Origin of the sequence: Acidisphaera sp. L21 (assembly GCF_009765685.1) — a bacterium.
Classification (GTDB): domain Bacteria; phylum Pseudomonadota; class Alphaproteobacteria; order Acetobacterales; family Acetobacteraceae; genus LMUY01.
Genome location: NZ_LMUY01000032.1, coordinates 77,480 through 91,225 on the forward strand (window position 1 = coordinate 77,480; position 13,746 = coordinate 91,225).

At 67.3% G+C, this 13,746-nt stretch carries 12 protein-coding genes and 1 pseudogene; 4 read left to right on the top strand and 9 right to left on the bottom strand.

The features are described 5' to 3' along the window. Positions 1-1,595: pseudogene (locus GSQ76_RS31045) on the bottom strand (indolepyruvate ferredoxin oxidoreductase family protein); the annotation flags it as partial. A gap of 136 nt (positions 1,596-1,731) precedes the next feature. On the opposite strand from GSQ76_RS31045, the gene GSQ76_RS08050 reads away from it, so the two are divergent. Next, on the top strand, positions 1,732-2,208 hold the full coding sequence (locus tag GSQ76_RS08050; protein WP_254070298.1) for an Lrp/AsnC family transcriptional regulator: 477 nt from the start codon (positions 1,732-1,734) through the stop codon (positions 2,206-2,208). Between the two features lie 541 nt (positions 2,209-2,749). Here the strand turns inward: GSQ76_RS08050 and GSQ76_RS08055 are convergent. The 6 genes from GSQ76_RS08055 to ykgO all read right to left on the bottom strand — a co-directional run bounded on the left by GSQ76_RS08055 (position 2,750) and on the right by ykgO (position 7,682). Continuing rightward, positions 2,750-2,923 (bottom strand): hypothetical protein, encoded by a 174-nt coding sequence (locus GSQ76_RS08055; RefSeq protein ID WP_158743392.1) that lies wholly within the window; start codon positions 2,921-2,923, stop codon positions 2,750-2,752. Between the two features lie 55 nt (positions 2,924-2,978). Then, positions 2,979-3,563 (bottom strand): M48 family metallopeptidase, encoded by a 585-nt coding sequence (locus GSQ76_RS08060; RefSeq protein WP_158743393.1) that lies wholly within the window; start codon positions 3,561-3,563, stop codon positions 2,979-2,981. Beyond that, positions 3,560-4,852: a glycolate oxidase subunit GlcF gene (gene glcF, locus GSQ76_RS08065; protein WP_158743394.1), complete on the bottom strand. Its 1,293-nt coding sequence runs from the start codon at positions 4,850-4,852 to the stop codon at positions 3,560-3,562. Before glcF ends, GSQ76_RS08060 begins: the two co-directional genes overlap by 4 nt. A gap of 2 nt (positions 4,853-4,854) precedes the next feature. Further along, the gene (locus GSQ76_RS08070; protein ID WP_158743395.1) at positions 4,855-6,039 is read right to left on the bottom strand and encodes an FAD-binding protein; all 1,185 of its coding nucleotides are present in this window, start codon (positions 6,037-6,039) and stop codon (positions 4,855-4,857) included. Next, positions 6,036-7,475, bottom strand: coding sequence for an FAD-linked oxidase C-terminal domain-containing protein (locus tag GSQ76_RS08075; RefSeq protein ID WP_158743396.1), 1,440 nt, complete (start codon positions 7,473-7,475; stop codon positions 6,036-6,038). The genes GSQ76_RS08070 and GSQ76_RS08075 overlap by 4 nt, the downstream gene beginning before the upstream one ends. An 81-nt stretch (positions 7,476-7,556) precedes the next feature. After that, the gene (gene ykgO / locus GSQ76_RS08080; RefSeq protein ID WP_158743397.1) at positions 7,557-7,682 is read right to left on the bottom strand and encodes a type B 50S ribosomal protein L36; all 126 of its coding nucleotides are present in this window, start codon (positions 7,680-7,682) and stop codon (positions 7,557-7,559) included. A 166-nt stretch (positions 7,683-7,848) separates the two neighbouring features. Here ykgO and GSQ76_RS08085 point away from each other — a divergent pair, with 166 nt between their 5' ends. Continuing rightward, positions 7,849-8,241, top strand: a complete 393-nt coding sequence (locus tag GSQ76_RS08085) for a hypothetical protein (protein WP_158743398.1) — start codon at positions 7,849-7,851, stop codon at positions 8,239-8,241. An 86-nt stretch (positions 8,242-8,327) separates the two neighbouring features. Here the strand turns inward: GSQ76_RS08085 and GSQ76_RS08090 are convergent, their stop codons facing one another. Beyond that, on the bottom strand, positions 8,328-9,467 hold the full coding sequence (locus GSQ76_RS08090) for a CaiB/BaiF CoA-transferase family protein (protein ID WP_158743399.1): 1,140 nt from the start codon (positions 9,465-9,467) through the stop codon (positions 8,328-8,330). Then, positions 9,464-10,384 (bottom strand): hydroxymethylglutaryl-CoA lyase, encoded by a 921-nt coding sequence (locus GSQ76_RS08095; RefSeq protein ID WP_158743400.1) that lies wholly within the window; start codon positions 10,382-10,384, stop codon positions 9,464-9,466. The genes GSQ76_RS08090 and GSQ76_RS08095 overlap by 4 nt, the downstream gene beginning before the upstream one ends. Before the next feature lie 108 nt (positions 10,385-10,492). Between GSQ76_RS08095 and GSQ76_RS08100 the strand changes: the two genes are divergently transcribed. Continuing rightward, the gene (locus GSQ76_RS08100) at positions 10,493-11,710 is read left to right on the top strand and encodes an efflux RND transporter periplasmic adaptor subunit (RefSeq protein WP_158743401.1); all 1,218 of its coding nucleotides are present in this window, start codon (positions 10,493-10,495) and stop codon (positions 11,708-11,710) included. 12 nt (positions 11,711-11,722) lie between these two features. Next, the coding region (locus GSQ76_RS08105) for an efflux RND transporter permease subunit (RefSeq protein WP_254070304.1) at positions 11,723-13,746 on the top strand (2,024 nt) is incomplete at its 3' end.

Sequence of the window (13,746 nt, forward strand, 5' to 3'; positions counted from 1 at the left end):
TCGGCGGGTTGGCCGCCTGTCATGGCGACGGCGTCGTTGTAGAGCAGCTTGTAGGTAATTCGGGATTTTGCGGCCATGGCCTGGCGGATGGCGAGCAGGCCGGAGTGTTGGTAGGTGCCGTCGCCCATGTTGGCGAAGACGTGCGGCAGGGTGGTGAAGGGCGCCAGGCCGCCCCAGGCCACGCCCTCCCCGCCCATGACGCTGAACGGCCCGGTGCCCGGCGTGTTCTGCATCGCCATCACGTGGCAGCCAATGCCCGCCATCGCGAAGGAGCCGTCGGGCAGGCGGGTTGAGGTGTTGTGCGGGCAGCCGGCGCAGAAGGTGGGCGTGCGGCCCAATAGGCCGTCCGGGCGCGCCGGCGCGTCCATCTCGTGCAGCGCCGTGGCTTCGATGCCGAATTGCGGGAGGATCCGGGCCAGGGCGCGGGCGAGGATTTCGGGCGATAGCTCCATGACCGCGGGCAGCAGGGGACCGTCGTCCATGCCGGTTTTGCCGAGCACGGCGGGGCGTTGGCCGGCGGGAAGGTTATAGAGGGCCGAGCGGATCTGGGCTTCGACGAAGGAGCGCTTCTCCTCCACCACCAGCAGGGCACGGCGGCCATGGGCGAAGGCTTTCAGGCCTTCGGTTTCCAGCGGCCAGGTCATCCCGATCTTGTAGATGGCGAGGCCGGGGTGGCGTGCGAGGCCCATGGCGGCGAGGGCGTGCAGGACGTCCTGGTGCGCCTTGCCGACGGTGACGATGCCGAGGGGGGCGTCCTGGGTGCCCTGGGTGAGCCGGTCGAGGCCATTGGCGCGCCACCAGGCGCGGGCGGCCGGAAGTCGCTCGTCCAACATGCGGCCTTCGAAGACGAAGCGCTCGGCGGGCCATTTCAGCGTGGGGTCGATGTTGAAGCCGTGCGGCGGGATGGCGATGTCAGGGGTGATGAAGTGCCTTGTGGAGGGGACGATGACGGTGGCCGCCTGCTCGGCGGTTTCGGCGATGGTCTTCATCGCGACCCACAGGCCGCAGAAGCGGGACAACGCGATTCCGGCAAGCCCGAACTCGATGATTTCGGACGCGTCGGCCGGTTGCAGGACCGGCATCATGACGGCTTCGAAGATCTGGTCGGTCTGGTGCGGGAAGGTGGAAGAGTGGGCGGCGTGGTCGTCGCCGGCGATGGCCAGCACGCCGCCGTTGCGATGGCTGCCGAAGGCGTTGGCGACCCGCAGCGCGTCGGCGGAGCGGTCGACGCCGGGTCCCTTGCCGTACCACATACCGAACACGCCATCGACGTTGGCGCCGGGGTAGAAGTCGAGTTGCTGGGTGCCGGACAGCATGGTGACGGCCAGGTCTTCGTTCAGGCCAGGTTGGAATCTGACGTTGTGGGCGTCCAGCAGGGTGGCGCGGCGCCATAGTTCCATGTCGAGGCCGCCCAGCGGAGAGCCGCGATAGCCGCTGACGAAGCCACCGGTCTTGCGGCCAGCGGCGCGATCCAGACGCGCCTGCTCCAGCAGCACACGGACCAGGGCCTGAATGCCAGTGAGCAGGATTGGGCTATCGAACTCCGCATAGCGGCTTTCGAGCGTGGTGGGGACGGTGCCGAGGCCTACATCCATTCTTGTATTCTCCCACGCCAAATGTGGGGAAAGCCTAGCCGGAATATAGGCGGTGATTGCTGTCGTATTTAGCACGGCGAACGGGCATAATTAGCAGAATTGGCTAATGCTGCACTGCAATATAGGAGGTTTGACCGTGAGATTGGATCGGATCGACCTTTCCATTCTGGATCACCTGCAGCGCGACGGCCGGGCGACGACGGTGGAATTGAGCGATGCCGCGGGGTTGTCCCCCTCCCCATGCCACCGTCGGCAGAAGCTGTTGGAGGAAGGCGGCATCATCACCGGCTACGTGGCGCTGCTGGACCAGGACCGGGTGGGGCTGCCGGTGAACGTGATGGTGTCGGTGGAGTTGGCCGGGCAGACGCAGGAGATGCTGGAAGCATTCGAGACCGCGATCCAGGATCTGCCGGAGGTGATGGAGTGCATGCTGATGACGGGCGCCAGCGATTATCTGCTGCGCGTGGTAGCGAGTGATTTGGGGACGTACGAGGAATTTTTGCGCACGCGACTGACGCGGTTGCCGGGGGTGCGTGGGGTTCGGTCGGCGTTTGCGCTGAAGCGGGTGATCTACCGGACGAATTTGCCGATCAAGCGGCCGGGGAAGCGGTAGACGCTCATTCCGGCAAGCCGGCGGCACGCAGGCCCTCGGCGCAGGTTGCCGCCAGGGTTGGCAGCGGCACCGGGATCCGCGCGAAGAAGCCGGCGATCGTAAGGTCCGGTTCGATCTGCAGCAGATGGTGTCCAGCAAGTCGTCGCGGCTGACGACGCGATCGCGCGCCTGGATGAGGTAGGCCAGCACGTCGAAGACCTGCGGCTCGACCGCGACGAGGCCGCCGCTGCGGTGCAGTGCGCGCCGGCCAGTATCCAGGGTGCAGTTTGCGAACTGGTAGATCACGGCGTGCCCGGTGTTGGGACGCCGCAAGACCAGGCTCAGCGGCCCCGGCAAGGCGAAGCCGACTATGCTTTGCCGCAGCTGGGACCGAAGCTGGGCAACTATCAGCTCGACGGAATGTGGCTGCGGCAGGGAGAGGTTTTGGCACTTCGCTCCGCACGCGGCGGGCTGCGGGTGCGGGCTGGCGTTCGACACCGATGCCCCCGGCTTGTCCCTGTTCAGCGCGACGTTCGGGTAGTGGACCATCGTCCGATGTCGTTCAGGCGCGATGTGTCCTCTTGAATATCGCCAGCGCAACGAACCACAAGGCAATCCCGATGATCGGCGACCATGTTCCGACGGCACCGAGGTCGATGGCGTTCAACTCGGACAGTAGACCGACGATCGTAAGCGCCAACCCGATGACGGCAAGGATCAACGCGACAGCCTTCATGGAACCTCCCATCGTTACGATAGCAGATTAACCATTCATGCCTTCGATGTCACGATCAGGTCGTATCGCCGAACGCCCGGCGTTTCAGGTCCTTCAGCCGGTCCTCGCCGCCGGGGGTCTTGGGGTCCATTTCCATCGCCCGGCTCCAGGCGGAATAGGCGCCTTTCCAGTCGCCGCGCTGCTCCGCGATGCGGGATAGGTCTTGCAGCGCCTGGAACTGCCGGGGCTCGCGCTTCATGGTTTCGGCGATGTCGCGTTCGGCGCCGGCGTAGTCGCCGAGGCCCGCGCGGGCGCCGGCGCGGCCGTGCCAGCCTTCCTGCAGGTCGGGCTGCAGATCCAGGGCGGCGTCGAAATCGTCCAGCGCCTCGTTGGGCTGGTTATCGTTGAGCGCCTTCAGGCCGTGCATCAGCAGCAGCTTGGTCGCCGGGGTGGCCTGGTTCAGCCATTGCGCCTGGATCGAGCGCTCGACGGCCTCGGCGGTGGATTCGTCGGGGGCCACCTTCAGCATGCCGAACAGCCGGTCCAGCATCTGTTCCGGCGTGGGGCGCAGCGGGGCGGGCGTGGGCGTGGGCGTGGGCGCTGGGGTTTGCGCCATGACGGGCATGGCCAGCAGTAATAGGACCGCCAGCGCGCGGGTCATGCGGGGAGCGCGGCCGGGCGGGGGCCGCCGGCCATCCAGTCCAGCAATTCGACGGTGTGGATCGTGGGAAGGCCGGCGCCCGCAAGCTGCGTCAGGCAACCGATGTTGCCGGCGGCGATCAGGTCGGGCGTGGTGCGTCGGATGTTGTCCAACTTGCGCTCCCGCAAACGGCCGGCGATCTCCGGCTGCAGCAGATTATAGGTGCCGGCCGAACCACAACACAAATGTCCTTCGGCGGGTTCCACCACGGTGAAACCGGCCTTGCGGAGCAGGGTTTTCGGCTCGGCGGTGACGCTCTGGCCGTGCTGGAGGGAGCAGGCGGCGTGGTAGGCGACCGTGAGGCCGGCCGGGTCGCGGGTGGGGGCGTAGCCGATACGGCTCAGGAATTGGGAGATGTCGGCGGCCAGGGCGGAGATTTGGGCGGCCTGCGCCTGCTCCGGTTCGTCGCGGAACATGAAGCCGTAATCCTTGACGGTGGTGCCGCAGCCGGAGGTGTTGATGAGGATGGCGTCCAGCCCCTCGCCCGCCATCTCGGCGGACCAGGCGGCGATGTTGGTGCGGGCGGCGGCCATGGCCGGGTCGTGTTGGCCCATGTGATGGGTGAGCGCACCGCAGCAGCCGGCCGACGGGGGGACGACAACGTCGTAGCCGAGGCGGGTGAGCAAGCGGATGGTGGCGGCGTTGATCGACGGGGCGAGGACTTGTTGGGCGCAGCCGGCCAGCAGGGCTACGCGACCACGGCGCGTACCGTCGGCACGGTGCACGCCGTTCACCACCTGGCGGGGCGGCAGGTGGGTGGGGGCGAGGTCGAGCATGGCGCGAAGGCGGCTGCCGAAGACGCCGCCGGGTAGCAGGGCGCGGAAGGGTTTGGCGAGGCGGGCGGCGGTTAGCGCCCAGCGCATGCGACTTGGTGAGGGAAGCACGCGGACGAGCGTGTTGCGCAGCAGGCGCTCGTGCCACGGGCGGGTGTAGGTCTCTTCCACGTAGCGGCGGCCGTGGTCGATGAGGTGCATGTAGTTCACGCCGGACGGGCATGTGGTCATGCAGGACAGGCAGGAGAGGCAGCGGTCGATATGGGTGACGACCTCCGCCGTGGCGGGGCGGCCGGATTCCAGCATGTCCTGCATGAGGTAGATGCGGCCGCGCGGGCTGTCCAACTCGTCGCCCAGCAGCACGAAGGTGGGGCACGTGGCGGTGCACATGCCGCAATGCACGCAGGTGCGGAGGATCTTGTTGGAGGACTGGATGTCGGGGTCGCGCAGTTGCTCGGCAGTGAAGGAGGTCTGCAACGCTATGCTCCTGCGGCCATGCGGCCGGGATTGAGGATGCCGGCCGGGTCCATCACCGCCTTCACCCGGCGGCCGATGGCGGCCAGCACGGGCGGTTCGGGCGGGATGACATCGGCGCTGGCGCGAAGGCTGTCGGGGGCGTGCATGAGGGTCCAGATGCCCTTGGCCGCTGTGGCGGCGGCGGTGACGGCGGGGTGAGAAGCCGGGTCGCCGACGAGCCAGACGAGGCCGCCGCCCCAGTCGAGAAAGCCGCGGAGGCCGGTGGCGGCGAGGATGCCGGGGCCGGCGGAGGGGCGGACGGAGACGCGCCAGACTGCCTCGCCCGGTTCCACGGTGAGGGGCGTGACGTCGCGAACCGAGCGCCAGACCGAGCGGCTGATTGTGTCGCCGAGCAATTCGGCGCGGCCATGAGGTTGCAGGTCTTGTGCAAGACGGGCGGTGCGGTAGGTGACGCTGGCGGCAAATTCCTCGATCCGCATGAGCGCGACCGAGGCGTTGAAGCCGGCGAGTTCGGGAATGCGGGCGGCGGCGTCCGGCGGCAGCCAGGCGGCACCGCTGACGCCGTAGGGGGAGCCGAGCGCAGCGGATAGGGTGGCGACGGCGGCGGTTGCGTCGAGGCCGGGGATGACCAGGGTGCCGGTTTGCTCCGGCGCGGGAAGGATCTTGAGAGTTATCTCGGTCATGATGCCGAGCGTGCCATGGCTGCCGGAGAGCAGTTTGCAGAGGTCCAGCCCGGTGACGTTCTTCAGCACGCGGCCGCCGGAGTGGAAGATTTCGCCGGTGCCGTCGACGGCGCGAATGCCGAGGATCTGGTCGCGCATGGCCCCGGCGACGATGCGGCGTGGGCCGGACAGGTTGGTCGCGACGATGCCGCCGAGGGTCTGGTTGCCGGGCACGCCGAGGAGGTCCGACAGATCGGGTGGTTCGGCGGTCAGGTGTTGGCCGTGTTCGGCCAAGGCGGCCTTGATCTCGGTGATCGGGGTGCCGGCGCGGGCGGAGATCACCAGTTCCTTCGGCGCGTAGAGGGTGATGCCGCTGAGGTTGCGGGTGGAGAGCGAGCGTGCGGCCTGGACCGGGCGCAACATGCCGTGCTTGGTGCCGGCGCCCTGCACCAGCACGGGTTCCTTCGCGGCGTAGGCGTCGGCGATGGCTTCGGCGAGGGCGGCTTCGGTGGCGGGTGCGCTCACGCGGCCTGCCTCGGTTTGTCTTGCAGGGGGAAGACCTTGGCGGGGTTGAGCAGCCATGCCGGGTCGAAGGCGTCCTTCAGGCGGCGTTGGCGCTCGAGTTCGGGCTCGCTGAATTGGAAGCGCATGAGGTCGCGCTTTTCCAGGCCGACGCCGTGCTCGCCCGTGAGGCAGCCGCCGACTTCGACGCAGAGCTTCAGAATGTCGGCGCCGAACGCCTCGGCGCGGTGGAAGCTGTCGGGGTCGTTGGCGTCGAACATCACCAGGGGGTGCAGATTGCCGTCGCCGGCGTGGAAGATGTTGGCGACCTTGAGACCGTATTGGTCGCTCATCTCGCCGATACGGCGGAGGACTTCGGGCAGGCGGCTGGTGGGGATGGTGCCGTCCATGCACATGTAGTCCGGGCTGATGCGGCCGACGGCGCCGAATGCGCCCTTGCGGCCCTTCCAGATGGCCAGGCTTTCTTCGGGGGATTGGGAGACCCTCATGCTCAGGGGCTCGAAGGGTTCGCAGAGGCGCTTGATGCGGTCGAGCAGGTCGTCCTGCTCGGCGACGCTGCCCTCGACCTCGATGATCAGCATGGCTTCGGCGTCCAGCGGGTAGCCAGCATGGGCGAAGGCCTCGCAGGCGTGGATGGCCGGGCGGTCCATGAACTCAAGGGCGACGGGGATGATGCCGGAGCCGATGATGGCGTCGACGCATTGCCCGGCGATCTCGTTGGAGCGGAAGGCGGCCAGCATGGCGCGGGCGCCCTCGGGGCCGCGGAGGATGCGCACCATGACCTCGGTGACGACGACGAGCATGCCCTCGCTGCCGGTGATGAGGCCGAGCCAGTCATAGCCCGCGGCGTCCAGGTGGTTGCCGCCGAGGTGCAGGATGTCGCCCTCGATGGTGACGGCGGTGAGGCCCAGCAGGTTGTTGGCGGTGACGCCGTATTTCAGGCAATGCGCGCCGCCGGAGTTCATCCCGACATTGCCGCCGATCATGCAGGCGAGTTGGGAGGATGGGTCCGGTGCGTAGAAGAAGCCGTTGCCGGCGACGGCCTGGGTGATGCCGATATTGGTGACGCCGGCCTGCACGGTGGCACAGCGATCGGCGTAGTCGATCTCCAGAATGCGGTTCATGCGCATCAGGCCCAGGACGACTGCGTCGGCCAGGGGGGTGGCGCCGCCGGACAAGCTGGTGCCGGCCCCGCGGGGAATGACCCGCACGCCGATGCTATGGCAGAGCTTCAGCACGGCGGCCACTTGCTCGGTGGTTTCCGGCAGGGCGACAGCGAGGGGGATTTGGCGGTAGGCGGGCAGCCCGTCCGTTTCGTAAGGCTTCAGCCGCAGGGGTTCGGTGATGACGCCGCTGGCTGGCAGTATGGCGCGCAGCCCGGCCACGATCTCGTCCCGCCGGGCCAAGATGTCGGCTTTTGGCTCGGGCAAGGCCAGCATGGCAGCATCCTCCTGGTCGGTGTTCGTTCACCTGACCATGGAGCGTCTAGCCCCCCAGGACAATGCCTGGGGGTGTGCCGTTCAGCCCTGGCGGGCCTTCATGCGCGGGTTCTTCTTGTTGATCACGTAGACCCGCCCGTGGCGGCGCACCACGCGGCAGTCCTTGTCGCGAGCCTTGGCCGACTTCAGGCTGTTCCGGATCTTCATAATTCGAACCTGGTGAGAGCAAAACGATAGGGACGGCAGCCCGGAGGCCGGGCACCGCAGCGAGGGGGTGCGGATACCGGGGCGGTTTGGAAATGTCAACGGGGATGGCCGGGTTGACGCGCCCGCCGCCGCAGCGGATCACCCACTCCATGGAAGATCTTCGCGGATGAAACGCAATACCGGCACGTGGATGGCGTTTCTTGCCATGACCTTCGCCGTGGTGGGGCTGGTGGGCCTGTTCGGCAGCTATGCGGCCCCGATCCCCCTGGAACGCGCCATGGCCCGGGACGCCACGCTGGACGAAGTGCTGGCCACCGGGGACAACAAACCCGCCCTGGAGGCGCTGCGCGACCGGCTGGATGACAGCGCTGCCGTCGTGATCGACGGGACTGCGCCCCTGGCTGAACGCGTCGCCACCGCACGGGCCGCGATGCACACCGCCCTGCTGCACGAATCGGAGGCGAGCGGGAAGAATTTGCGGCTGATGATCATCGTGGTGACGCTGGTGGCGGCGCTGTTCGGGTTGATCATTCTGGGGGCGGTGGGTCGGTCGCCCTAGCAGCGGGGCGTTGCCCCGCGCCCCACCAGAGGACGGTCGTCCTCTGGACATCTTTATTGGGGGGACCAGGGCAGAGACTTGCGGCGCTAGCCAAGCAGGGCGTCCAGTTCGGCCATGATCTCGGCATTGTGCTGGCCGACGGTGGGCAGGCCGCTACGTTGCACCGGGCGTTGGCCGTCGAACGACAGGGGTAGCGCGGGCAGCTTCGACTCGGCGCCGTTCGGCAGGGTCACTGGGACCAGGCCGCCGGATGCGTTGAGATGGGGGTCGTCGAACAGCTCGATCGGGCGGGTGATGGGGGCGAAGGGGAGGCCCAGGCGCTCGCACTTCTCCATCAGGGCGGCCTTGTCATATTGGCGCAGGGCGGCGGCCACGATCGGCAGCACCCGCGAGCGAGCGGCCACGCGTTGCGGTTTGGTTGCCAGGTCGGAGTCGGCTGCCAGTTCGGGCAGGTGGAACTCGGCGCAGAACAGGCGCCACTGGGTGTCGGTGACGACGCCGACGAAGGTCTGGCTGCCGTCGGAGGTCTGGAACAGGTCGTAGATCGGCCAGGCAACCTGGCGCACGCTCATCGGCGGGGCCTCTTTGCCGGAAATGGCGAATTGCGCCATGTGCTGCGACATCAGCAGGACGTTGTTCTCGAACAGGCCGGACTGCACGTGCTTGCCCTTGCCGGTGGTGTGGCGCTCCTGCACGGCGGCCAGGATGCCGATGGCGGCGAACATGCCGCCCATGATGTCGTTCACCGACGACCCGGCGCGCAGCGGCTGGCCCGGCGGCCCCGTCATGTAGGCCAGGCCGCCCATCATCTGCACCACCTCGTCCAGGGCGACGCGGTGCTCGTATGGGCCGGGCAGGAAGCCCTTGCAGGAAGCGTAGATCAGGCGCGGGTTTTCCTGCCTGAGCGCCTCGTAGGACAGGCCCAGCTTGTCGAGGGCGCCGGGGCGAAAGTTTTCGACCAGCACGTCGGCGGTGTTCAGCAGGCGCTTGGTGGCGGCCAGGCCCTCGGGCGACTTCATGTCGACCGCCATGGAGCGCTTGTTGCGGTTCATGATGGCGAAGAAACCGGCGCCGGAGCCGCCGAGGCGCCTGGTGTTGTCGCCGTCCGGGGAGGGTTCGACCTTGATGACGTCTGCGCCCAGATCGGCAAGGACCAGCCCACAGGCCGGGCCCATCACCATGTGGGTGAATTCGACGACCCGGAGGCCGGAGAGCGGTCCGCTCACGCTGCCATCCGGAAGGTCTTGGGCAGGCCGGCCTTGGCGAGGCCGCCGTGCATCGGCTCACCGGGTAGGCCAGCAGCGAGCAGGGCGCGGGTGGCGACGAGTTTGTCGAGGTCGATGCCGGTGCGGAAACCCATGCTTTCCAGCATGAAGACCAGATCCTCCGTCACGATGTTGCCGGAGGCGCCGGGTGCGTAGGGGCAGCCGCCCAGGCCGGCGAGCGAGCTGTCGAAGGCGCGGATCCCCTCCTCCAGCCCAGCCAGCGCGTTGGCGAGGCCGAGGCCCATCGTGTCGTGCAGGTGCAGGTTGTCGACCTTGCTGCCGAGTTCGGCCCGCGCGGCACGGACCAGGCTGCGGATCTGCGCCGGGTGGGCGTAGCCGACGGTATCGCACAGACTGATCGTGTCGGCGCCGGCGGCGGCCAGGCCAGATGCGACGGCCAGCACCGCCGCCTCGGGCACGGTACCGTCGATCGAACAGCCGAACGCGGTGGAGCAGGCGGCGGCGACCAGCATCTTGCGCGGTTGTGCGCGGGTCCATTCGACGATGCGGGCGACCTCTGCCACCTGTTCGGCCGGGGTGCGGTTGAGATTGGCGCGGCTATGCCCGTCGCTGACAGAGACCGGAACGGCGACACGGTGGGCGCCGGCGGCGTAGGCGGCCTGGGCGCCACGTAGGTTTGGCGCCAGCCCGGTGACGATGAGTCCAGGGATCTGGGTGGTGGCGCGAACGACGTCGTCGGTATCGGCCATTTGCGGGATGACCCGGGCGGGAACGAAGCTTCCGACCTCGATCTCGGTCACACCGGAAGCGGCCATGGCGGCGATCCAGGCAATCTTGGCATCGGTCGGCATCCGGCCGGCGGCCATTTGCAAGCCATCGCGCGGCCCAACCTCGCATACCTGCACATGTTCGCTCATCGCATTCGCTCCTCCAGGGGTCTGACTTTGGTGCGAGGTTGACGCTCCCGCAAGCGGCTGTCCTATTGCCGCGCGATATCGCTGCCCCTAGTTCACGGAACCATGACAGTGACAACGACGCTCCGTCTCGTTTCGTTATCCCTCTTTACGGTGGCTCTCGCGCCACTGGCGCATGCCCAGGGCGGCCCAGCTGGGCCACCTGCGGTCGGCACCACGATCGTGCAGCCGCAATCGATTACCGAGACGAACGAATTCGTGGGGCGCATCCAGGCGACCGACCGGGTGGACCTGGTGGCGCGGGTGACCGGCTTCCTGACGAAGCGGCTGTTTACCGAAGGCGCGGAGGTCAAGACCGGCGATCTGCTATACCAGATCGAGAAGCCGCCATTCGAAGCGGATGTGCAGGCCAAGACCGCGGCCGTGGCGCAGGTGAATGCGAATTTGCAGAATGCCTCCATCACGCTGGGACGGGCCACGACGTTGTTGAGCACGCCCGCCGGGCAGCGATCCACGGTGGACGACGCGACCGCCAGCCAGCGGGCGCAGGCGGCGCAGTTGCTGGCGGCGCAGGCGAACCTGCAGACCTCCCAGATCAACCTTGGCTATACCGATATCGCCGCCCCGATTGCGGGCAAGATCGGGCGTACCAACGTCACCATCGGCAACGTCGTTGGCCCGGCATCGGGCACACTGGCCACCATCGTCAGTCAGGATCCGATGTATGTAGTGTTCCCGATCGCGCTGCGCTCCGCCCTGGAGTTGCGGGACCGGTATGCGGATAAGGGGGGCACCAGCGCCGTCATCGTCAAGCTGCAGCTGCCGACGGGCAAGATCTACCAGCCGGTGGGCCATATCGACTACATCGATCCCATCGTGGCGGCGAACACCGACACGGTGAACATTCGCGCCGTGATCCCAAACCCGTACTACCCTGGCGCCAAGCCGGGCACGCCGGGTGACCGCGAGCTGGCGGATGGGGAGTTCGTGACCGTGCTGCTGCAAGGCGCGCAGCCGATCCAGACATTGGCAATCCCGCAGGCGGCCGTGCTGTCCGACCAGCAGGGCAACTACGTCTACGTCGTGGGGGCGGATAACAAGGCGATCCCGCGCCGGATCACGCTGGGGCAGGCCGCAGCGCCGCTTGCGACGGTGACGACGGGGTTGAAGCAGGGCGAGGTCATCATTTCGGACGGGTTGCAGCGCGTGCGGCCGAACCAGCCGGTGAACCCGGCGCCTTCCGTGCCTGGGCCCGGGGGCGCGGGTGGGCCGCCGGGTGGGTCGGCGCTGCCGGCGCCGGCAGGCGGCTCCAGTACGAGCCGGCAGTAGAGGCGGCATCGCATGATCTCCGCCGTATTCGTCGACCGGCCGCGGCTGGCGATCGTCATCGCGATCATCATCACCATTGCCGGCGGTCTGGCGTTGACCCGGATTCCGGTGGCGCAGTTCCCGGACATCGTGCCGCCGCAGGTGCAGGTGACGGCGAACTATCCGGGCGCGTCCGCCGCCGTGGTGGAGGCATCGGTCGCGCAGCCGATCGAGGCGCAGGTCGTCGGCGTCGACAAGATGATCTACATGAAGAGCACGAACGGCAACGACGGCAGCTATAACCTGACCGTCTCGTTCGAGCTTGGCACCAACCCGGACATCAACACGGTCAACGTGAACAACCGGGTGCAGACGGCGCTGGCCGAATTGCCGTCCAGCGTGACGCAACAGGGGCTGACGATCCAGAAGCGGTCCTCCGCGATCCTGGAATTCGTCAATCTGTTCAGCGATGCGGGCAAGCTGGATCCGCTGTTCATCACGAACTACGCCACCATCAACATATTGGACGAGATCAGCCGCACGCCGGGTGTGGGCCAGGCGAATTTGTTCAGCCGGCAGAAATACTCGATGCGGATCTGGTTCGATACCAACCGCCTGACCAGCCTAAATTTGGCGCCGCAGGATATCATCACCGCTATCCAGGCGCAGAACGTGGTGGCGCCGATCGGGCGCATTGGCGCGCGTCCGGCCTCCACGGACGTGCAATTCCAGTTCAACCTGCAAACCCAGGGGCGGCTGACCACGCCGGAGCAGTTCGGCAACATCGTGATCCGCGCCAACCCGGATGGCTCGGTGTTGCGGGTGAAGGATGTGGCGCGGCTGGAGTTGGGCGCGCAGAACCAGGACAGCGAGAGCCGGCTGAACGGCCAGCCCTCCGTCGCGATCGCGATCTATCTGGCGCCCGGCGCCAACGCGGTGAACACCGCCGCGGCCGTGAATGGCAAGCTGCAGGAGCTGAGTGGGCGGTTCCCCGAGGGGCTGCATTTCCAGGTCACCTACGACAGCACCACCTTCGTGACGGATACGATCCGCGAGGTGCTGAAGACGCTGGGCGAGGCGTTCATCCTCGTCATCGTCGTGGTGTTCCTGTTCCTGGGCAATTTGCGGGCGACGTTGATCCCGACCATCGCCGTGCCAGTGAGCCTGATCGGCGCGTTCGCCGGGCTGCTGGCGCTGGGTTATTCGGCCAACACCGTGTCGCTGCTGGCGCTGGTGCTGGCGATCGGCATCGTGGTGGATGACGCCATCGTCGTAGTCGAGAACGTCGAGCGGGTGATGGAGGAAAGACCGGATCTGTCCCCCGCCGACGCGACGAAGGAAGCGATGAAGCAGATCACGGCGCCGATCATCGCCATTACGCTGGTGCTGCTGTCGGTGTTCGTGCCGATCGCGTTCATCCCCGGGATTTCCGGGCAGTTGTTCCGGCAATTCGCGGTCACCATCAGCGTGTCGGTGCTGATATCGGCGTTGAACGCGCTGACGTTGTCGCCGGCGTTGTGTGCGGTGTTCCTGCGCCACACCGGGCCGAAGCGCGGCATCATGGGCAAGGTGATGCGCGGCATCGACAATGTGCGCGATGGCTACGCCTATATCGTCGGCAAGACATTGCGGCTGTCGATCATCGGGTTGGTGCTGGCGATCGTGTTCGGTCTGGGGATCGCCGGGCTGGCCAGCCGCACGCCCACCGGGTTCCTGCCGGAGGAAGACCAGGGCGGCTTCTTCGTCGCCATCCAGCTGCCGGATGGCGCGTCGGTCGCGCGGACCAGCAACGTGGTGCGCCGGGTCGAGGAATTGGCAAAGAACCTGCCGGGGGTGCGGGATACCTTCGCCATCATCGGCTACTCGTTGCTGGACAGCGCGCAGGAGAGCAATGCCGCGTTCATGTTCCTGAAGCTGAAGCCGTTCGAGGATCGCACGGTCGCCAGCCAGCGGGCGCAGGCGCTGATCGGCCAGGTGTTCGGCGCGGTGCAGCAGATCCGGTCGGCCACGATCTTCCCGTTCAACCTGCCGCCGATCATCGGCCTGTCGACCACGGG

Bases quoted from the DNA above. Each gene is read 5' to 3' on its own strand.
- GSQ76_RS08055 (WP_158743392.1), bottom strand. From the start codon at position 2,923: ATGAAGGCTGTCGCGTTGATCCTTGCCGTCATCGGGTTGGCGCTTACG.
- GSQ76_RS08060 (WP_158743393.1), bottom strand. From the start codon at position 3,563: ATGACCCGCGCGCTGGCGGTCCTATTACTGCTGGCCATGCCCGTCATG.
- GSQ76_RS08075 (WP_158743396.1), bottom strand. From the start codon at position 7,475: ATGCTGGCCTTGCCCGAGCCAAAAGCCGACATCTTGGCCCGGCGGGAC.
- ykgO (WP_158743397.1), bottom strand. From the start codon at position 7,682: ATGAAGATCCGGAACAGCCTGAAGTCGGCCAAGGCTCGCGACAAGGAC.
- GSQ76_RS08085 (WP_158743398.1), top strand. From the start codon at position 7,849: ATGAAACGCAATACCGGCACGTGGATGGCGTTTCTTGCCATGACCTTC.
- GSQ76_RS08095 (WP_158743400.1), bottom strand. From the start codon at position 10,384: ATGAGCGAACATGTGCAGGTATGCGAGGTTGGGCCGCGCGATGGCTTG.